We start from the raw sequence: 21,606 nt of genomic DNA, 5'->3' as shown, positions 1-21,606 counted from the left end.
TAATAGGAATTAAGCTTTAGGCCAATCGTTTTCATGTTCTGCGTTGCCAAGCTTTAGCTTACGGGCCGATACCACAAAACTTAATGTCATAGGTGTATTGTCGTTTACCGCAATACCCTCGTTATACTGGATGATGTAACCATCTTCGAATGATAGTTCTTTCATTTTTGAATCTTCTTCGCCTTTTTTGAAAACCAATGTTCCAGATAGCGGCTTGTACTGGTTGTTAACCATTGATTCGATCACAGAAGTATCTTCAGTTGATTCGATTTCGATATGGATAGTGCCACCATAAACACCTGAAGATGGACGCCCTTTTGCGTCGACATCTCTATTTAATGAAAAGCTGCACTGTAGTACATCAAATTCTTTTGATCCTAAGTTTAAACGGGTTTTGAATGCCATTGTAGTAAAATTTAAATGTTTTTGAAAAAATGAATGAATTGCGGTGAGCGATTGGCGTAGTGCGGCTGGCGTTTTATTTACCTTAACTAACCCCTACTCTCTAAACTGTTTAAGAGGTTAGCTGGTTAGTGTTTAGTTTACCTTACACCTTCTGCCTTTACACCTTCAACCTCCGCTTAGGCTTTTGGCCAGTCGTTAAGGTGCTCGGCGTTTCCTAATTTAAGCTTTCTTGCAGAAATCTGGAACTTAAGCGTCATCGGGTGATCGCCCACAATGTTGATCCCTTCGGAATACTTAACAATGTAGCCATCCTCGAAGTTAACTTCTTTCATTTTGGCATCTTCCTCTGTTTTCTTGATCAGAAGGCTTCCTGTAATGGGTTTGTACTGGTTGTTTACCATCGCCTCGATGATTGAGGTGTCTTCGGTTGATTCGATCTCAATATCGATGGTACCGCCGTAAACTCCGGAAGAAGGTCTTCCCTTAGCATCTACATCGCGGTTTAACGCATAGGCACAATGAAGCACATCGTACTCCTTGCCTGAAAAATTTAATCTAGCTTTGAAAGCCATAGTTTTAAAATTTAAAGGTTAAAAAAATTGATTTATTGTAGCCTCCGCTACATTAATTATAAACCAAATATTAAGCCAATTATTGTGTATCTACCTCATATATAACCACTAATAAATTACTTAAATTTCAAAATCTTGGTTTGCGGTATGGAAAACGCAGATTTGTACGAAGAAAAAAAATGTATTTTTTTAAAATTATTTTCCGTATCATTTCTACTACACACAATATCTTGAAATTATGTAGCAATTTAGGGCAAGGTGTTACTTTTTGAAACAAAATTGCAGACAGACGCTAATTTTTTACACCAAAACTTATCCTGGTTAAGTTTTTAAAAATCGTCTTGACAAGATCAATTGGTTTTCCCTTTCCAAAACAGGATTAACCCATCACTTTTACGCCTGCTTGTACTGATAAAACAAAAGGATTGTTTTAAAGTTATTCAAAATATTAGCTATGATTAAATTTCTGCTTTTTAGTTTCTAACCTTCTCTTCCCCAGATAGTCCATAATACTGAGAAAAAGAAAAGAAAGATTAAATGCTAAACAGATTATTATCAAGGCATTTGCTTTTATATGAAGTACAACAAAAATTAAATATAGAAATGCCGAAATTGGAACTGTTAGCATAAATGCAAATAAAAACCGGAAAAACTGGGTTTTCGCATGATCAAAAGCATTGATAAAGTCATAGTAAAAGCCTAGCATATTAAGGCCTAAAAAAATAACGGACATGATCAATAGCCTTGTATTTTCAATGATATACTGATTCGCATCGGAAATTATAGCTAATAAGCCGCCTAAAGCACTTTTAAATATCATTAACGGAATTCCAAAAACGACAAGCAGCACGCCAAAATATACGACCCAAAAAAACATCTTTTTTGAGAGATTTTTAGATCCATCTGCCGTGTAGCTTTTAATAATCGTTTTATTAAACCGCGAGGGCCTAAAGCTGTATAGAATAATAAGAAAGAAATAAAACTCTAACTGGAAAATAGTCAGCTGATAGCCATCGTTGGTGTTTCTGATTAAATTTTCGTTAGCTGATTGAATAATGAAAGAATAGAATAGCGAGCAAACGGCATAGAGCCTAAAAAGAAGGAAGTAGCAGAATAAGGCAATTGAAATTCGTTTGGCCATAGTGCTTCTAGTATCTTTTACAGCTTTAAGTATTTTTTACTCAAACCAAAGTTTGATTTTAAAGCACAATAGATATTGGAGAACCGCTTGTTTTTTTACGGAATAAAATATATTCAATAAAAGCGTCTTCTTCTTTTTCGTTGTCGATATATATACCTGGTGCTTCATTTAACATCTGCAGGCCAACAAATTTATTATTGTTGTAGAATACCAGTCGATATGATTTTAAAGGGTATAATTTAACCAGATTATGGGTAACACCGCTTAAATAAGATGCTTCTTGTTTCTTTCTTTTTTCGCTATCCACATAAAGTGAAGTAAAAATATTTTCCTGCCGCTCACTTGTCAATTCTTGATAGGCACTTAGATCATTTTTTTTAAAAGCATTGGTATATTTAATGTATTCTTTTTCCAATGTTTCTCTAAGAATAGAGTGATCAATCTTGCTTAAATCAATAGAATCCACATAAGATAAAGTATATGGAACATCTGCATTAAATATTTTTTTGTCTGTAAAAACCCCTGTGGTATATGTTTTCAAGTCAGGTGTTTTATAATCCATAACCGCTTTCCGTTCTTTCGGGGTATTTTTTTCAAACTCCTCCATTTTCAAAACCACTTCCGCCCCAACCGGGAAACCATCCCCTTCATTGATGGACAACATTTTTAAGGTTATGCTTTGTTTTCCGCTTTTCGGAATAAAATTATTTACCGGTAAACGGAAAGATGTTGCCCCAACTTTATAATGGAAATAAAATGGAATATCATTTATCAATAGCTCAAAGTAACATCCTCTGGCATCTATCAATAATTCGTAAATTGGCTTTACACCCATTGAGTTTATCTTAATTGTTATCAATCAAATAGTTATCGAGTCAACATTAATTCCCGAACTCTTTTAAGTATCCTTTAGTATCGGGATTTAAGTAGGCAATTGCTAATTCGAAGAAATTTGAATCTTCTGATTTTCCGAAATTGAGTTGGATTACTTTATCTTTTGCCCGCCATTCGTAATTGGTAACACCAGTTGATTGGGGCTGTTCTTTAAATGCGGCTCCTTTGTTTTGGGCTTTTAATGCTGCCAACAAGGCTTTGTATTCTTTTAATCCAGCATTATGTAAATTACCGCTTTGAAGCCTGATCCTAATCAATTTATTATTGGCTGTAGAGCTGGCATATATGCTACTAAACGAAATTTCTTTTGTACTCCAATAGCCAAAACCTCTTAAATCAGGATTTCGCATGCCCAATAAAGGAGCGGTACGATCTATACTGAATAAATCTCCATAAGGCTCTCCTTTGTTTATAATCCGGTATTCACGCTTTTTAAATCGTTCCAGTAATGGTTTGTCGGTAATATTATATAAGGTAAACCACTTAACATTTAAAACCTCATCTTTGGTATTGGTATGCTTATCTGCCCCCATTATATTTTCTTTCGAATAAGCAAGTTTAGCAAAGAAATTATCCAGATTGAGTTTTTGGAAATCGACCTTTGCAAGATCAATTGGCTTACCCCTTTCTAAAATGGGATTTACTCCTTCACTTTTACAACTACTTGTGCTGATAAAACATAAAACTGAAAAAAAGATTGTTTTAAAGTTATTTCTTTGTTGTTTTTTTATCATCTTGATCTGTATAAATTTTTTCTGGCCCATACCAAACACTTTCATTTAATAACACAAATTCTTTTTTTGCTTTCACGTCCACTTTTTGTTCCGAAACATCTTTCCATTCAGGATTGTGTACAGTTTTTTTTCTGCGCACTAATGCCGAATAAACTTCTATTTCTGCTTTCATACCTGTAAATTTCACCTGTACTGTTTTAAATATGCCTCCTTTATCAGCATCCCAGTTTTCGGTATACTCTACCCCACCACCTATCGAAGCTTTCGCTTTAAAAGTTGCTACAGTTTCTTCCGTAGTTCCAACGGGAACCGCTGCTCCGGTAACCGTAGCAATAACTGTTCCTTCATAATCTACACCTGCCTCTAAAGAGGCGTTAACCTTAATTTTCAGTTCGCGTTTCAAGCCAGAATCCCAACCATCGAGATTATGGTATCCGATAGATACTTCTCCTGCAATCTCTGCATTCAGTTTAAAGTTAAAATAGATATCCAAGTTATCTACAGCATATTCCAATGCTTCAATGATCCATTGAATGGCCTTACCAACCAGCCCTCCAACTTTCCCTAAAATCGAAACAAGGTCAACAGTAATCCCAATTCCCACAAAAGGTTTTAAGGCTACCCCTCCCTCTATCCTTGTACCTACCTTGCCTTTATTCTTTTCAAGTTTTGCGAGTGCATGTTTCCATTTTATGGCTACCCCTACATTAGGTGGATCTATATTAAACTCGAAAGTGCGGATGGAGCCTGTTCTAATTGCTGCAGAACCTCTGGCATTAGCGTCTCTTCCATCAAAAACTTCCAATCCCTGATAAACTGCATTAAAAGTACCTACCACTTTTTTAATGGCATGTTCAATTTTATAGCCAACCTCAAATTCAGTCCCACTGGTAGCAGCCTTGAGTGTAAAATCTACTCCTACTTTTTCTTCTGTTTCTGCTTTTGCCTCTAATTGCCTCTTTGCGTACCTAAAATTATATCTATTATGATAACCCCTTAAATCCTGCCGTGTTGCCTTAAACTTTAATGTTACCTTTCTTGTACCCGGAATGGCAATGAGTGCAGCCAATTCCCATTCCATATCTGGAAAAACACGAACTTTAACCAACTGATTTGGATAGCGGCAAGTGCTTACGGGCAGGTAATAACTTTGAGACTTGGCCTCGTCCAAGATAAAATAATTAAAAACCCAGTACGTGTTTACAGCATCACTGGTTTGTGTTGATACCATGCTTTGGGCTTTTTCTAAAAATGTCTTATTGTAAACATATCGTAGCATCAGCACTGCTTCATCATCACCATTGAATTTGTAATCTCGGTTCAATTGCCATTCTTGTATCTCGCTAACATCTTCTGATTGGCCTTTTTGTGTATCGGGCTGCACATCGTAATCATCTTTTTGACTAATATCCGGTCGCGTAACAAACACACCTCCATTAAGCCTTAGGGCTGGCATTACGCGGTCTATCTGGAAAAGATTTTTCTGTTCGCTGTGTTTTTGTCCAGCCTCTAAAAGTAGGCCATTACACAGCACACCTTTAGTGGCCAACTTACCAACTTTTACACTAATGTTCTTTCGGTTATCGCCGGCAATGATATCAAATGTTTGAGCGGTTAGATCAATCGGTTTGTCTTTTGCATCTTCATCAAAAATAACTACTTCCGCATCATCACTTTTAACGGTAATGGTCGAAAACCCACATGGATCAAATTCTTTATGAGTATAGCGAACATCGCCAATGTATTGAATCTGGTTAACCTTTTGCACCTCAACCCGATTTAAATAGCTATCCATTAATTCTTCAGATACCATAAAACGGCTTGATTCTGAGGGTTTGTTATCTAAATCTTCGAGTTTAAGTATGTTGCGGTCGTATTTAAGCAGATCCATGGTAGGTTCAGCCGCGAAATTTTTGGCAGTTACTAAATGGAGTACTTCTTTGCCACCCCTGTCTTTATCTTTCCGATAGACTTCAATTGCAATGGTGAAATTCTTTTGCCGGTTTTCTCCCTTTTTCCATGCGATATCAATCGGGAAACCACTGTTAAACCTGAAGTTATAATCATCGCGGGATGCAGCTCCACTGATATCAAATACTTTTACTTTATCCCAAAGATTATTCTCATCAAACTCTTTGGTATTGCGAAATCCAGTAGCAAGTTCTTTCTCGAGAAGATACATTTTTGCCATATAAGATTTACCCTTTTCCATATTATAACCGTGGAAGGCAATCTGGTAGCGAATATATTCACCATATCTACGGATACGTTCACTTTCTGTAAAATAGGCAAAGGTGATGCTCGATTTAGCCATCGGAATCACATAAAAGTAAAAGCCTGAGCCTGGTTCGAAGCTAAATAGTTCTACACGTTGTTTAAAACCATAATAAAAGTTAGATCCAGTGGGGGCAAATTTAATACTACCACCTACTTTGTAACGGGTTCCAAGCCCCCATTTTTTTACCGCAACTGTTCCACCAGATAGATTTCCCCATAAGCTGTTGTCGTTACTTTTTTGAACATCTGCAAAAAAATCGTTGTATATAAAAGCCCATCTAGCTCCATTTATAGTTGCCTGTTTATTTTTATTGGAGTCTTCGATACAGCTTTCATCAACAATAAACTCATTCGTATCATCTACATGAAGCAAATATTCTCCTCCCTGTATGACACGCTGTAACGGCCCGTTATTCGTTTTCCAGTAACAATGTTTTATACCTCTGGCCATAATCGTTATTCGGCATTTAAAAATTTGTAAAAATCAGCCTTATCAAGCTCCTTCATATTTACTAAAGGATTAATCTGCGATTGCTGTTCTTCGTCGGCATTATCAATATTTTGCTGAGAAGGTTGTCCTTTCTGCCCTGTTTTGGCAAAAAGAATACAGGGTGAACCGCTGATGGTGCAAACACCTTTACTATCTTCTACCAAAACCTGTCCGTTGTTAATTAAAACCATTTCTTTGTACATACCCTTCCATTCGGTTAAGGCTGGCAAGCAGGGTTTAAAACCACCTGGGGTTGGTTGGAGTTTACATTGTCCGAAAGTGTTTTTTTCAAAAGTCATCCCGATATCTACATGGGAGGCAATTAATTTTTGCGCTCCATCTTTATCGTTCACATAATGTTTTTGCTGCGTAAGCACTTTCAACTTATCTGTTGCGGTACCAAACTGGCATTGGCAGGTGGCACCTTGTACAGTGATTTCTTTCTGTGACATATCTCTTCTCCTTTATTTAACCCAGTACCTTTGCCCAAAATCCCTTTTTCTTTTCAAGAGGAAAACCATTGTTTTGCTCTTGAATTAACAAATGCTGATCTGTTGTCGGAATGCTGCTTTCAATTTCATAAGCAGAAAATGCAATGCGTTTAATGCTTATTTCTTCATCCTTTTTATATAAATTCCAATCTACGCGGGCATGCTTAAGTAAGCCTCCATCCCGATCTAAATCACAGACCGCATTTAATTTCATTTTTAAAGCCCCTTTTTGGCCCATTTGTAATTTTTGCTCTTCAGTAAGCTCACTTTCTGAGGAAAAATTCACTTTGAATGTCCCATAATCGGTATAATTGGGCTCAACAGACTGAACACCTTCGAAAGCCACGTTTTTATAAGCGATAACGGGGAAAAACAATGTACTTTGTTGGGATAAGTTACCATCGTATTTTAGGTGCTGGGGATGAAAAAACACATTCCAGAACATATCTGCTCTTAATGCATATTCAAGCTCAAACCTATCTGATATCCTTTTCTCCATTTTTTCCAGATACAATTCAGCATATTTACCTTCATACTTATCACTTATTTTTTCAGCCACCTGTTTCCAGCGGTTTAAAATTTCACCGTGATTAACAATCCCTCTAAATACTTCGTTCCTTGAATTTACATCAACCTTTAAGGGATATATCGCACCCATGGCCATATTGGCCAGCTGTTCACCAACAAAATCTGGTTCATGGTGATCTATAAAAAGGTCTGTTTTATCAAAACATAACTGCCAAACTTTATTTTCATCTCTAAATTGGTTCACCTGCAGGTGGATCTGGTAATCTAATCTTTTTGTAGCCTCTTGATTGCCTTCGCCATAATATTTAATGGTAACGCCATAACTTCTGCTTGATCTCGGCTTTGGCACAAAATCAATTGCATGATCAAGGTTAAGCTTAATCTTACCTGGCGTAGAAGAATGTGAATGGCCGTTTGCTTTTTCCATAACCAAATACGTTAATAAATAACCCTTTTGCCATCGGCATTTGGATCCATTCCGATACCTTCTTTACGGGCCGACCAATGCAAATATTTGTTCCTTAGTATGCGCAGATCTTGTTGTTGCTGTTTTTCCTTTTGATAATCAGCATATTTCTGCTCGGGCATTTTCGCGCCTGCGTACTTCCTATCTAAATCAGCAAGCGGCTTAAAAGTATAAGGCTGGCCGTTACCCATTACATAATCTTTTAAATAGCCTTTTACCCTCACTAGCAAAGGATCGTTTGATATGGTATATTTACTATCTACTAAGGCTTCCAGATTAACAGGCGCTGTACTTTTTTTGGCATATTCTGCCATGTAATGCAATGGAATGTAACTGTACTCCTTTTTGATGAGTTTCCGTGATCCCTTTAAAGCGAAATAGGCAAAGCCTCCAGTAATTTCCAGTTCATCTTCTTTATACCAGGATTGTTCGATCAGGTTTCTTTTAAAAGGCTCGAGGTTATTTCTATTGGTCCAAGTGGTTTCGAGTTCCTCTTTTACTTCAGGGCCGGTATCGTAACTTCCGCCTACATCACTATGCACCCCTGGAAAAGATTTCTCTTTGCCCATGTTTACCCTCGTAAGTGAGAAATTTTGGCGGTGCTCATTTTCAGCAACAAAATGGATCACTGTCTGTGCCTTTCCGATTTCGTTGAGATGGAGTTCTTCCACATCGTTAAAATTGGGCATCGCACTGATGTATTTCGAGTAAGAAGATACGGTATCGAAAACACCCAAAAACCGGACTTTAATCTGGTTGGCAGTTATTTTTATTCCCGCCTTCTCGCACATCAAGCCCAAATGGCCGCATGCAGGCAATACTTCGGTGCTAGTAGATTCACCATCAGAATCGAACTTGGATACAATACCCGATCGCGGTTCTACGATAACGTTCGGTTTGTAAGATGATTTTCCTATTTCGTAAACAAAATTTCTTGCTGCAGCTGCCCCTCTGCTGAACCCAAAAACATCAAAAGTTATGCTCCTAAGCTTTTTCTTATTGTTGGCTTTTAGTATTTTAGTGAGTTTTTCAGAAACAATTTTCTCGCAACCAATCCTCACTTTACCCCTAATTCCCGTATCGCCAGAGCCAAATGCATAACCAATAGTACTGTCCTTTTTCTCATCTTCGGTGCCAATTCCTTCTATATACAGACTAATGCTTTTATCGTAGTGATCCCAAAGTCTGGCTACGTTAGACCAATCGTTATAGTAACTACTCTCATCGTCATCCTTTCCGTATTTTTTAAATGTTTCTGTATTATTAAGTCTTGCATTGGTATTTGCTTTACTATTTTTTGTCCCATCAAAGAAAATACCCAAATTAATATCCAGGTATTCGATAATATCATTTTTAGGGGTATAAGCACCCAATTGAACACTTGTCATATCAATCCAAATTTTTACTGATGCTGGTTTTACTACTGACCAGTTTTATTTCTTCTTTTTTGTTTTTTAGTGACAGCTTCGCTGTTAATCCATCGCTGTTTAAGCTGATTACCAAATCAATAGGACCATCTCCATCCAATTTTTTAAAAGCATCCGTAATTTCCTTTTCATCAAACGGCCTGATTTCTAGACCATTTTTTTTGCCTGCCTTATCTTTCCAGAGGATAGAAATATATTTCGGTAATGCCCTAGATGCATATTTATTAACAACCAGTTCTTGTCCGAAGCGGTTTTCTTCTTCTCCGTTTAGAAAATTATAATAGATCAAAGTCACTTTTTCACCTTCTGGAAGTATAATCTGCGGCCTCCACTCATAGCGCTTGCGGTAAGTCTCGTAAATATCCATATCTGGCAAACCTGATTTTGTTATCCTCGCCTTGATTTCGGATTTTATTACCATTTCATTATTCAATGTTTTGGTGATAAAATCGGGACGGAACATATACTTTGCATTATCGTAAGCCTGCTCTGCAGTAATGGTTGTATCGTGCGCCTGGAATGCCCCTACCTCAGTTTGGAAACCTGCCCCACTTAACCAAACCATTACTCGGCCTTTTGGTGCGAGCCCAACTTTAATCAGGGTATAGGTTTCCTTTTTATTATTCAGGTCGTTGATAAAACCCTCGTTAAACAACTTGGCAATAAGGTTTTTATCCAGTTTCCATTTTCCGGTATAAAATTTCTTCTCGGTAAGCGAAAGCCAGGTAAAGTTTAACGAATCTGGTGCTTCCATCTGTTTGGTAGATACACTCATTATACCACCATCATTTCCCCATCCGGTGTTCTGTGTACCCCAAATGGCATCAAAACTATATGTAAAATCGTTAGCGATTATAGCGCCTTTATAAACTTCTGCCGGATATTCTTCCGGAGCAGAAACGGTACCTGTCCACTCAAATTTTTCTTCCATTTTTTGTCCTTTGCAACTTGTTATCGCCAATAAAATGAACGACAGCAATAAATACCTGTTTTTTTTTAAACTCATGATTTGTTACCGCTTGATACAATTTTCTTGCTGCTGGCTAACGATAAATTTTGTGAGGTAGCTTCAACATTCATTACCTGGGCAATCTTTTCCAATTTAACGCCAACACGCAATTCGTACTTCTGAATCACCTCAATACTGATATTTTTTGCCTGTTTTATGATTGCCATAGTTAGAAAAGATTAGATTTTTCTGCACTGTTAAGCTCTACAATTTTACCGCTTTGCATGGTCATGTTTTCTTTTGCGCTAAACATACTGATCTCTGAAGCGATTTCGTTTGAGGTATCCGCAGTTCTTTTAAAATCCTTTGTTGCCAGTTCAGTTCTATTATTGGATGTTTCAGAAACATCACCAACTGCACTTAACGAATAATTATTTCCTGCAGTGGTGGCAATATCCTTACCTGCATTGGTCGATTGATTTTGTCCTACCTGCACATCCATATTTTCCCCTACATTAATCTGCATGTTCTTGCAGTTTAAGGTCATATTCTCCAAAGCGGTAATGGTAATATTGTTGCCTTTGGTATCGATATGGATAATATTATTGTGGATATCCGTAATTTTTATCCCCTGGCTGTTTGCATCATCATCAAACTCTACCAAATGTCCACTCCTTGTAATGATGCTTTTCAAGTGGTTTTTAATCAGCGGACTGCTATCCACACTGGAGCTATGGTAAACACTACCCATTACTACCGGACGGGCAATATTTCCTTCTTCAAAAGCAATCATCACCTGATCATCAATTTCGGGAATAGCGAAGTAACCACGGTTATTTCCCCTATCGCCAATACCAGCACTTGGTGTAACCACACGTAACCATTCGGTTACATCATTGGTTAAACATTCCCATTTAAACTTCACCTTGATACGGCCCTGGCCCTGTGGATCATTGTTATCGATCACGTCTGCCAATTGCATATCTGGCTGTGGTTTTTCAAAGTTTTTCACCAAAATACGCTCGGTTGTGGCTATTTTTCCTTCGAAGTTATTATGGTATTTACCATTCTCGTCTATGTGGTGTTTAATGCCCGTGATCAGAAATTTGCCCAAACTTTCTGATGTGAAAGCCAATTCTTTGCGAAGGCTCATCGTAATTTCGGCAATGCTGCCAATACTCAATCCGGCATTATCGCCCCTTGCCGTAACTTTTAAAAGTTCACTTGTATTGGCTTTCTCTTCATTTTCGACCAGGCTTTTAATATCGTTGTTATTATCTACTCTGATTAAGGAAGGCTGGTTGAAGGTTTTGCTGAAGGTAAGGTTAGAGGCTTTAACAGCATGTGATAAATCGGGTGTGCCTTCTACTTTACCCGTACTTTCGCTCAACAACATTTCATTCTGCTTCGGATTATAAGAGAAACGCTTGTTCTTTATTGGCGCAATTTCCATTGCATATTGCATTTCCTGCACGTCTCTTCCGTAAAATAAGGCTACTTCTTTTTGCGTATTGGGCTTCCCAAAATTAAGCTGCTTACCATCGTAGAAAAACCACTCATGGTATTCGGCCGAAAGCCGGTTCAGAAATGCAAAATCACTTTCTCTATATTGAATGATATAATCGATTGACGATGTTCTGGAAGCATTTGCAACAACCTTTAAATCATTGGCAGGTGTATCCTTCGTTGCTAATTTTACAATCTCGTTCAGATCTTTGTCTAAATAAGAACCCAAATCTGGTCCGCGATCGATCAGAATTGTTGGGCTATAACCGCTTACAATTAAAACACCATGGTACCCATGGCTTTGTGACAGTTCTACTTTCGAAACCAGCCCTACAAAATTCTGCATGCCTTCTGGCGAATGACCAAAAGATGCGGTTAAGGTTTTGCCGACAAAATCGCGGCTATCATCTAAACTGATCAGCCCTGGTGCGCCCATTTGATCATGGTTAAAACGCAGCTCGAAATAATGATGTTCGTTAAAAGCCTGTTGGAGGCTAAAGGAAGCAAAATGAGTAATTTCCTTATCCTCTATATTGATTTCTGCTATGAGTTTCTTTTCCATATTGATTAATCTTGATCACAACAATTGCCCTTAGCTAAGCCCAGTGCAGCGTTTTCAATGCATAGCCACCTAATAAAAATGAGTCTATTTGTATATGCTGTATGTTCAGATAAAAATTGTGTGTGAGTGCCAAACCAAATACTTTACCAGAGTGGTAATCGTTTTTTAATACAATATATTTGAATTGGTTAGACATAGTTGAGCTTTAATTGATGAGATAGCCTTAAGGCGATGACCGTAAGACTAAAAAGCATTAATTTTAGTATTTAGGATGATAAAAATATGAGTGAAATCAAAGCGACCAGCATAAACCGGTCGCTTCAGTTTATTTTATACTTGATAACAATTAAGCTTTAGGCCAATCGTTTTCATGTTCTGCGTTGCCCAGCTTTAGCTTACGGGCAGATACCACAAAACTTAATGTCATAGGTGTATTGTCGTTTACCGCAATACCCTCGTTATACTGGATGATGTAGCCATCTTCGAAAGACAACTCCTTCATTTTTGCATCTTCGTCGCCTTTTTTGAAAACCAATGTTCCGGAAAGCGGCTTGTACTGGTTGTTCACCATCGATTCGATCACAGAAGTATCTTCGGTTGATTCGATTTCGATATGGATAGTGCCACCATAAACACCTGACGATGGACGGCCTTTTGCGTCGACATCTCTATTTAATGAAAAGCTGCACTGTAGTACATCAAATTCTTTTGATCCTAAGTTTAAACGGGTTTTGAATGCCATTGTAGTAAAGTTTAAATGTTTTTGAAAAATGAATGAATTGCGGCGAGCGGTTGGCGTATTGCGGTTGGCGTTTTATTTACCTTAACCCTAACCCCTACTCTCTAAACTGTTTAAGAGGTTAGCTGGTTAGTGTTTAGTTTACTTTACACCTTCTGCCTTTACACCTTCAACCTCCGCTTAGGCTTTTGGCCAGTCGTTAAGGTGCTCGGCGTTTCCTAATTTAAGCTTTCTTGCAGAAATCTGGAACTTAAGCGTCATCGGGTGATCGCCCACAATGTTGATCCCTTCGGAATACTTAACAATGTAGCCATCCTCGAAGTTAACTTCTTTCATTTTGGCATCTTCCTCTGTTTTCTTGATCAGAAGGCTTCCTGTAATGGGTTTGTACTGGTTGTTTACCATCGCCTCGATGATTGAGGTATCTTCGGTTGATTCGATCTCAATGTCGATGGTACCGCCGTAAACTCCGGAAGAGGGTCTTCCCTTAGCATCTACATCGCGGTTTAACGCATAGGCGCAATGAAGCACATCGTACTCCTTGCCCGAAAAATTTAATCTAGCTTTGAAAGCCATAGTTTTAAAATTTAAAGGTTAAAAATTTGATTTATCGTAGCCTCCGCTACTACATCAACTAAGCCAAATATTAGGCCAATTATTATCTATATCGCTCATCTACAACGAATAGCCTTGTCTTAAAAATAAGGATAAAATCAGAAATCACACTAAATGATTAGTTAAACGAATTATTACTGTGGAAAAAGTGTGGAAAACTTTTAAAATATTATTAGTGTTACAAATACAACGCATTACGGAATAACCTACAAAACTGTAGTAATTTCTCCCAACATGGGGTGTTTTATGTGCACTATCTCCCCAACATGCTCTTAGCTAAATGAGTTGTGTGCCAAATTTTTCCATCTTAGCCAACCATTTCTGACTGTAATGATTTTCCAGAGAATGTAATTCGCCAATGGTATTGGTGAGCACAGGGCTCATCCTACACTTCTCAAAAACAACCTTTTTGATGGAAAGGTAGGTTGTTTTCTTATTTGCTTTCCACTCTTTAAAGGTTGCCTCATCTAGAATAGACACAATCCTTGCCGAACGGCCACTAAAATTATTATTTACATTTTGTTGTTGGGTAGTAAAGATCTGATCAGGCATAAACAAGCGATCAAAAAAGCCTTTGATCTTTGCCGGAATATGATCTACGTACACCGGGCAAAAAAGCACCACATGGCTGCTTTGCCTAATCGCTGTTAAGGCTTTCTGCAAATCGGGCTCTAACTCAGCAATCTGTCTATTGTTAAATAGCTTGTTCGAGTTGAATATCAGATCGATGATGGCTAACTCCCTCACGGTTGCGCCAGCACTTTCTGCACCTTGCTTGTAGGCGTTAATCAGGAAATTTGTAGATGCGTTTTTTTCAATATCCCCATTCAGGATAAGTACTTGCTTCATTTTTTTTGATTAATCTGATCTGGCCGATGCATTACAAAATTATAAAGAATTTGTTAAGTGTTATGCATAACCCATAAAAAAAACCCAACGCTAAGGTTGGGTTTTTATTTCAGCGCTCAAAAAACTACTGCTGATTGTACTCTGTATTCCAGGTGGTATTTTCATCTTCGCCCTTATGCCCGTCTAGTTTTACTACAAAGCTTTTGGCCGGAAAATATGGTGTGATGTGGATATCCAAATGGATTCTGTCTTTTTGAAGTTCATCTCTCTCAAAACGCATAATCTTAAATCTTTCGATTAAGCGGTCGGCACCCTGGATACCATCCAAAAATTTAACAATCTGGCCACGCAAATCCTGTTCTGTTTTAGAGGTCCAGTTTTCGAAAGCTCTTCTATTCAAGAAATCAAACAAAACTTTGGTGATATAATCGAATACGCGAACAACTGAATAAGTTTGTAAACCGATATTGTCGCCATTGAATAACGTTTTAGCAGAAAAAGCCATTACCTTACCGTATTCGTTAACCATTGGCACTAAACCTACGCGCTCTAAATGAGAGATTTCGCTTTTCTTTAAATCGAATTTTACGCCATCTACTTCGTTTATTGCACCATGTTTTTTACCTGCGGTAACCTGCGACATTAATGTGTAATACATTTTACCTGCAAGTGCGGCCGATCCTGGAACAGTAAGATCATCTTCCTCGCCCACTTCTGCTACTTTCCCACGACCTACCAGCCAGTTACAGGTCATGATTACGTTTGATTTGAATGCGTCAGCACCAGTAAGGTTGGCCGCTGTAAATAAATCAAGTACATCATCCGGCTGATCAAGATCGGCAAAATCGGTTACCAGCATGGCTTTGTTGTTGTGGGCAATTTTACCCCATCTTTCTACCACTTTATTAGAACCCATATAGCCCGGTACTACTATTAAAGAGTAGTTTTTGCGCAGATCTAAACGATCGTAATTTTGTTTTAACTCATCATCTACATACTCGATAAAACGTGGGTTATCCAGATCTTTAACCTGATCCATAGACGCATTTAACAGCACCACATTTTTAAGTTTATCAGATTCGGTATTTTTATAGAATAAATGTACCGAACGGTAGGCCTGCTCTAATTCTCTGGTACTTTCGAGCGCTGTACCGATATTTTTACTTAGGTTTTGTTCTGCTGCATTCAGTTTTTCGGTGCTTTTTTCAACCATATTCGCTACAGAGGTGGACGACTCAAGCACATCTATCCAAAGCTGAATCTTCTTTTTCAGCTCTTCGCGTTCTTTCTTTTTCTCATCTCCTGTTAAAAAGATCTGCTTCCGTGCTTTTCTTTCAGGGTTTAAATTCTGAAGACCATCAACAGTAGCTTCTAACAGATCGAAACCGCCCACACGGGCCAGTTTCTCTAAGTTATCTTTAAGTGATGTTTTCTCTATAGTTTTAACTTCGGCCGGTTTAAAACCTGCTTCAGATGTATTTTGGTCTGCTTTTAATTCTTGAGGATTTGACATGTTTTTTCGGCGTTAAGATTATTTATTTTGCTCCAATTCGTCAACAAAGTTTTTTAAAGCACTAATGAAAGCCGATTTTGTTTCTTCGTCATCAAGCGTAGCTTTTAAGGTTTTGTTTGATTTTAACTGTTTGATCACATTAAGTGACATTTCACGTTCGATATTAACATTGGTTAAATAGTTACTTTGGTTAATAATGTTTTTCACACCGAAATCACCTAGTTCAGTAAAGTTCAGGGTTTCAGCAACCGTAGATCCGTCCTGCTTTTCGAAAGCAACTCTTACATTTGGTTTGTAATGATCGAATACTTCTTTTACTGTTTTAAGCCCTTCTACTTTTTCAGGTTTGATGGGTTCGTTATCAGTAAGTTTTTGTACAAAAAGCGTTTTGTTGTGGGCAATTTCTGCGAAAGCTTCTGAGGTGTCAATTTTCCGCTCATTACCGCCAATTTCATAATTAAACATAGTATGTAGATTTAAGTTTGCGATTAATTTTTTTCTAATAATATAATAGTTAACGTTTTAACTCAATTTTTGTTCCAATGTAGCAACTTCTGGCTGAATAATATCCCATTTCAATGTATCTTCTTCGGGATGTTTGCTCACCTGAATCTTCGATCCTTTTTTGAGTTCACCCGAAATGATGTATTTCGAGATTGGCCTGCGTAAAAGATTTCTGATTACTGCCGATAGCTGCCTTGCTCCATATTTTGGTGTAAAACCATCTAAAGCAATCATTTTTTTAGCATCATCTGCTATTTCAAATTCGATGCCCATTTTGTTTAACGATTGCACCAAACTGCTCAACTGGATTTCGAAAATGCGTACTACGTTGCTCTCGTTAATCGGTGCAAAAGGAACAATTTCCGAAATCCTGGCTAAAAATTCGGGACGGAAATGCCCAGCCATTACTTCCATCAACTGGTTCGAAGCCGGAATAACCCCTTTACCGATCTGCTCGGCAATCCATTCGCTGCCGATATTTGAGGTAAAAAGGATAAGGGAATTACTAAAGTCGCCCTCTTTCCCTAAACGGTCGTGCATATGGCCTTCATCCAAAATCTGCAAAAAGGTGTCAAATACCGAAGGGTGTGCTTTTTCAATTTCATCAAATAGCAATACAGAATAGGGCTGTTGCCTGATTTTATTTACCAGCAAACCACCTTCTTCGTAACCCACATAACCTGGAGGCGCTCCATAAAGCAATGCGGCACTGTGTTCTTCTTTAAATTCAGACATATCAAAGCGGATCATTGCCTTTTCGTCGTTAAACAAAAATTCGGCTATTGACTTAGCCAGTTCAGTTTTACCTGTTCCGGTAGGCCCCAATAAAAAGAAAGATCCAATAGGCTGTCCTTTTTTATTCAATCCGCTGCGCGATTCCAATATCGCATCAGAAACAGCTTTAAGCGCCTGGTCTTGTCCCACCACACGTTTTTTCAGGTATTGCTCCATATTCAGCAATTTTTCTTTTTCGCCTGCTTGCAGTTTTCCCATTGGGATCCCTGTTTTGTAAGCTACAATAGAAGCAATATCCTGTTTAGTAATGCGGTCGCTTTTTTCGGCAGCATATTTTTTTAGTTCCTGCAGGCTGCTGTTGATATAACCTTGATATTCATCAGCCGTTTCGAAGGCATCCGTTTGCGTTTCGTCGGTTAAGCGGCCTAATAAAACGGGACTTAATTTATTTTGAAGCAAAGAGAAAAGCCATTTATAATCGGCAAATTTATCAGCTTCTGATTGTCCATCGTTTGCATTCAACGCATCCAGATCAGCTTCCAAACTATCAATCACTGCATCAGAGGTATCGTTCATCATTTTCATTGCCGCCATGGTTCTATCCAGCAGATCAAATGCAGAATCGGGCAACCTCCTGTCTTTCATGTAGCGTTTGGCTAAACGAACGCATTCGCCTAAAGCATCTGGTTCGATGGTTAAAATATGGTGCTCTTCATATTTTACAGCCAGTTTCTGCAACATTTTTATGGTGCTTTCCTCATTCGGCTCGTTTACCTGAAGTACTTCGAACCGCCTGCTAAAAGCCTGCTCAGGCTCAATAATTTTGCGATATTCGTCAATAGTGGTTGCACCAATTACCGTGATTTCGCCACGGGCCAATTCTGGCTTTAATAAATTGCCAATTCCTGCGCCCAATGGACCTTTACTATCCAAGAGCGTGTGGATTTCATCAATAAAGAGCACAGCTTTTTCGAACTGTTTTATTTCTTTGATGATGTTTTTTAAGCGGTCTTCGATCTCTCCTTTGTAAGATGCACCTGCAATTAACGAGCCTAGATCCAACTCAAAAAGCTGAACCGGTTTTAAGCTTTCAGGCACATTCTGGTTTACAATATCGATGGCAAAACCATCAACCAGGGCAGTTTTACCTACACCGGCATCGCCAGTAAGAATTACATTTGGTTTGGTTCGCCGACAAAGGATTTCCATCATCATCCTCGTTTCTTTATCGCGGCCTATTATCGGATCAGTTTTACCGTCACGAACTAGCTGTAACCGGTCTATACAGTATTTATATAGTGCATTGCCTGTACTTTTATTTTCTGTAGCCGAAGTTGTTTGATCTGGAGAAACCGCTCTTGAAATTTCTTCATCCTTTACATAGAGGTCTAAAATCTCGCGTTCTTTTATCGGAAAAGATTTTAACTGATCAGGCTGAAAACCGATTCCGGGCTTAGCCAATGCGGTTAACACACAAACGGGTGTAATTAAATCCAATCCCAGTTTAATGCGTACATTATCAGCTTCTTCAAAAATAACGGCTATTTCTGGTGCACCACTAACGGTATCACTAAAGCTTGCCGATTTTGTCAGTTCATCGATTCGAACCTCCGCCCACTCACTAATGTATTCTTCATCCTTCCCAATTGAAGTGACAAAAGACCGTAAACCAACATCTTTATGCATTAAGCCTTTGAGTAAATGAGCTGCAGAAAATGTTTCGTTCCTGTATTCTTTTGCTAACGACTGTGCGATGTGTAGGGCTGTTTTTACCGATTCGCTTAAATTTGTAATTGCCATATCCCTTAATTGGTTGTAGGCAAAATTGCCGGGTTGAAATTATTTTCAGTGATGTAGTAGTATATTTTTCCGTTTGATACAAATTGTTGCTCAATCTGCGTAGCTCTTTTAATCTGCTGTACCGATTGGTTTAGTAATTTGATATAGTTTTCGAACTGATCGAGCGGCATTTTAGACGAACTCTTTAAGTCGTTAACTGTGTATTTCGACAAGAATTCGTTATTTAAAGGCAAACCTGTTACCAATTTAATATAGTTAGCCAATGTCATTGCTTTAACATCGCCTGACGATACTTTCATCCCCAACAATTGCTTAGGCATTTTAACGTAATTTTTAACCAGTTTGCTTCTGAAAGAAGACTGATCGGCCTGCAGGTTTTGCCCTAACATATTAGAAAAAACATCTACAATCTGCTTATATTCCATGTTATTTAATACAATCGCATATTGCAATTTAGAACGATTGTTTTTTACAACATCGGCTGATAGGTTCGCAGTGCTATAATATTTAAAAGCATTGTGCGGCATGCGATCGGCAACTTCGGCACCGACAGGTTCGGGCAACAAACCTTCTACATCGGCCGATAGATTTTTGCGCGATATCCCTGTTAAACGGAATGCACTATCTAAAGAACTGATCTGATTGTAAATATCCATATTGGTTTCTTTTACAAAACGGCGCAAAGCGATCGTCATACTCTGGTTTGAATTTACCGATCCTTTGGTAGGAAAAACCACTCCACCTTGTATTAAACTGTTTTTAGGATAATCTAAATAGTAAGAAATAGAATCCTGCAGGCTGGTATTGTAAGGTTGGAAGCTTTTTAAGCCTTCGCCTTTAACCATGGTATTTTTTCTATACTCGGCAGAACGGATAGCCGATTCCGAAACCAATTTACGCGATTGAATTACGAAGTCGTTAAATGACTGGTTAAAATCGCTATAAACCTGCAAAGCTAGAATACGAGCATCGGCAAGTGCAACTTGCTCACTTAATTCGTTAATGAGGTAATTATTGGTGCCACCTACATTCCCTGTACTGCCAACCAAGATAATTAAATTGGTTTCATTCTTTTTGGCTTTAAACAAATTTAATCCAGATTTTAGTGCTGCAAAAACAGGTTCTTCGGCAATTTCGCCATTACACCTCAGGGTATTTTTTGCCTGGTTTGACAGGAAAGTCATCAACTGACGGTAATCATCCTGGATAGGGCTAACAAAAATACCCTGTAGTGCACATCCGGTTTCGCCACGGTACACCACACCACCATAATTTACTTTAGTGCCTTTACCAAAATCGCCCATTATGCTTTCGAAAGATGCAATGGTATTGGTCATTCCGGAAAGATACTTGGTCATTGGGCTCCCGCCATCTACCACAAAAACTACATTTACCTTGCTTTTATTTTTACGGAGCTTTAAATAATCCTGATAAGATAATGCAGAACCGTTAATGGTTAATATTTTATTGTCTTTTTTGTTGTAAACATCGGTTGCTATACCCACAGCATAAGTACCGGCATCATCTGAAACCACAGGCACACTTCTTAAAATCAGATTTTCTCTTGGCAATAAAGGATCTACTACGAAAGCCGTTCCTTTATCAATTCCATTTTTGATTGCCGTTGAGGTAGAATCATCGTTATCATAGTTACCCGGTTTAACCGACGTGATGTACAGTCGATCTCCCCAGCTATGTACTGCTTCGGCAGAAACCCATCCGTAAATACTTTTTAAGGCGGTATCTGCAACCAACTGATCGTCAGAACCGATCAAATATTTTTTACCATCTTCCGATTTTTTGTAGATATAGGCAATTTCGTGCAACCTTACTTTGGTGCGTCTATCTTTAAGTTCAGGTGTATTATAAACCAAGATCGAATCGGTTGTATCGAAATAGAATTTTGGCTCGGTTAGCGCATTTTTTCCATTAACAATACCGATGGCTTTCTCTGCATAACCTGTTTTTTGGTTAGAGAATGCACGTTGCCACAGAAGCAGTTTAGATTTTGCAATCCAGCCGTAACTGATGGCACTTTTTTTATCGTTAATTTTTCTTCCCCTGATCATTCCAGCCTTATACTTGATCAGTTTCAGGTAGCCGTTTTCTTCTTTTGAAACATAAAAAGGCTCCATAAAGCTTATTTTTTTCATAATCAGGCTTCCACCTGGCGCTGTTGTAGTATAGTTATCTTCACGATCGGAAAAAACAATCCAGGGTAAACTGCTGCTACTGGTATTATCGTTAACGTTTATGGTTTCGGCTGGCCGCTCATAAGATTTAGGCATGTATTTTACTTTTTTGCCAAAAGACGCGGGCGATTGTGCATAAGCAAACGATATTCCTAAAAACAGGATGATTAAGGCATAATATTTTTTCATAGTATTTGTAGATGAGCTTTAAAATTAG

At 38.2% G+C, this 21,606-nt stretch carries 19 protein-coding genes; all 19 read right to left on the bottom strand.

Annotated elements, in window-relative coordinates:
- Positions 1–9: 9 nt before the first annotated feature.
- The 19 genes from tssD (EZ456_RS07725) to tssR all read right to left on the bottom strand — a co-directional run bounded on the left by tssD (EZ456_RS07725) (position 10) and on the right by tssR (position 21,578).
- Positions 10–405: a type VI secretion system tube protein TssD gene (tssD, locus tag EZ456_RS07725; RefSeq protein ID WP_025145659.1), complete on the bottom strand. Its 396-nt coding sequence runs from the start codon at positions 403–405 to the stop codon at positions 10–12.
- 176 nt (positions 406–581) lie between these two features.
- Positions 582–977: a type VI secretion system tube protein TssD gene (gene tssD, locus EZ456_RS07720; RefSeq protein WP_131528876.1), complete on the bottom strand. Its 396-nt coding sequence runs from the start codon at positions 975–977 to the stop codon at positions 582–584.
- A 1,199-nt stretch (positions 978–2,176) separates the two neighbouring features.
- Positions 2,177–2,953, bottom strand: a complete 777-nt coding sequence (locus tag EZ456_RS07715; RefSeq protein ID WP_131528895.1) for a hypothetical protein — start codon at positions 2,951–2,953, stop codon at positions 2,177–2,179.
- A 46-nt stretch (positions 2,954–2,999) separates the two neighbouring features.
- Positions 3,000–3,746 carry a hypothetical protein gene (locus tag EZ456_RS07710; RefSeq protein WP_131528893.1) on the bottom strand — a complete coding sequence of 249 codons (747 nt, stop codon included), beginning with the start codon at positions 3,744–3,746 and terminating at the stop codon, positions 3,000–3,002.
- Positions 3,721–6,474 carry a hypothetical protein gene (locus tag EZ456_RS07705; protein WP_131528891.1) on the bottom strand — a complete coding sequence of 918 codons (2,754 nt, stop codon included), beginning with the start codon at positions 6,472–6,474 and terminating at the stop codon, positions 3,721–3,723. The genes EZ456_RS07710 and EZ456_RS07705 overlap by 26 nt, the downstream gene beginning before the upstream one ends.
- Positions 6,475–6,479: 5 nt before the next feature.
- Positions 6,480–6,965, bottom strand: coding sequence for a DUF4280 domain-containing protein (locus tag EZ456_RS07700; protein WP_131528889.1), 486 nt, complete (start codon positions 6,963–6,965; stop codon positions 6,480–6,482).
- Between the two features lie 16 nt (positions 6,966–6,981).
- Positions 6,982–7,959 (bottom strand): hypothetical protein, encoded by a 978-nt coding sequence (locus EZ456_RS07695; RefSeq protein WP_131528887.1) that lies wholly within the window; start codon positions 7,957–7,959, stop codon positions 6,982–6,984.
- A gap of 11 nt (positions 7,960–7,970) precedes the next feature.
- A complete protein-coding gene (locus EZ456_RS07690) occupies positions 7,971–9,386 on the bottom strand; it encodes a T6SS phospholipase effector Tle1-like catalytic domain-containing protein (RefSeq protein ID WP_131528885.1) in 1,416 nt (471 codons plus the stop codon).
- Position 9,387: 1 nt separating this feature from the next.
- Positions 9,388–10,431, bottom strand: coding sequence for a DUF2931 family protein (locus EZ456_RS07685; protein WP_131528882.1), 1,044 nt, complete (start codon positions 10,429–10,431; stop codon positions 9,388–9,390).
- The gene (locus tag EZ456_RS25065) at positions 10,428–10,601 is read right to left on the bottom strand and encodes a hypothetical protein (RefSeq protein WP_165501277.1); all 174 of its coding nucleotides are present in this window, start codon (positions 10,599–10,601) and stop codon (positions 10,428–10,430) included. Before EZ456_RS25065 ends, EZ456_RS07685 begins: the two co-directional genes overlap by 4 nt.
- A gap of 2 nt (positions 10,602–10,603) precedes the next feature.
- Complete coding sequence (locus EZ456_RS07680; protein ID WP_131528880.1) at positions 10,604–12,442, bottom strand: type VI secretion system Vgr family protein; 1,839 nt, start codon at positions 12,440–12,442, stop codon at positions 10,604–10,606.
- A gap of 34 nt (positions 12,443–12,476) precedes the next feature.
- Complete coding sequence (locus EZ456_RS25060; RefSeq protein ID WP_165501276.1) at positions 12,477–12,638, bottom strand: hypothetical protein; 162 nt, start codon at positions 12,636–12,638, stop codon at positions 12,477–12,479.
- Between the two features lie 150 nt (positions 12,639–12,788).
- Positions 12,789–13,184, bottom strand: a complete 396-nt coding sequence (gene tssD, locus EZ456_RS07675) for a type VI secretion system tube protein TssD (protein ID WP_131528878.1) — start codon at positions 13,182–13,184, stop codon at positions 12,789–12,791.
- Positions 13,185–13,361: 177 nt separating this feature from the next.
- Positions 13,362–13,757 (bottom strand): type VI secretion system tube protein TssD, encoded by a 396-nt coding sequence (gene tssD, locus EZ456_RS07670; protein WP_131528876.1) that lies wholly within the window; start codon positions 13,755–13,757, stop codon positions 13,362–13,364.
- A gap of 315 nt (positions 13,758–14,072) precedes the next feature.
- Positions 14,073–14,645, bottom strand: a complete 573-nt coding sequence (locus EZ456_RS07665) for an NAD(P)H-dependent oxidoreductase (protein ID WP_131528874.1) — start codon at positions 14,643–14,645, stop codon at positions 14,073–14,075.
- Positions 14,646–14,769: 124 nt separating this feature from the next.
- Complete coding sequence (locus EZ456_RS07660) at positions 14,770–16,158, bottom strand: DUF5458 family protein (RefSeq protein WP_131528872.1); 1,389 nt, start codon at positions 16,156–16,158, stop codon at positions 14,770–14,772.
- An 18-nt stretch (positions 16,159–16,176) separates the two neighbouring features.
- On the bottom strand, positions 16,177–16,623 hold the full coding sequence (locus EZ456_RS07655) for a hypothetical protein (RefSeq protein WP_131528870.1): 447 nt from the start codon (positions 16,621–16,623) through the stop codon (positions 16,177–16,179).
- Between the two features lie 57 nt (positions 16,624–16,680).
- Complete coding sequence (locus tag EZ456_RS07650; protein WP_131528868.1) at positions 16,681–19,197, bottom strand: ATP-dependent Clp protease ATP-binding subunit; 2,517 nt, start codon at positions 19,195–19,197, stop codon at positions 16,681–16,683.
- Positions 19,198–19,202: 5 nt separating this feature from the next.
- Positions 19,203–21,578, bottom strand: a complete 2,376-nt coding sequence (gene tssR / locus EZ456_RS07645) for a type VI secretion system protein TssR domain-containing protein (RefSeq protein ID WP_131528866.1) — start codon at positions 21,576–21,578, stop codon at positions 19,203–19,205.
- Positions 21,579–21,606: the final 28 nt, after the last annotated feature.

Source organism: Pedobacter psychrodurus, assembly GCF_004331735.1.
In the GTDB taxonomy this organism is placed as follows: Bacteria; Bacteroidota; Bacteroidia; order Sphingobacteriales; family Sphingobacteriaceae; genus Pedobacter; species Pedobacter psychrodurus.
The sequence above is the reverse complement of the archived record's forward strand: the minus strand, read 5'-3'. Positions and strand labels throughout refer to the sequence as shown.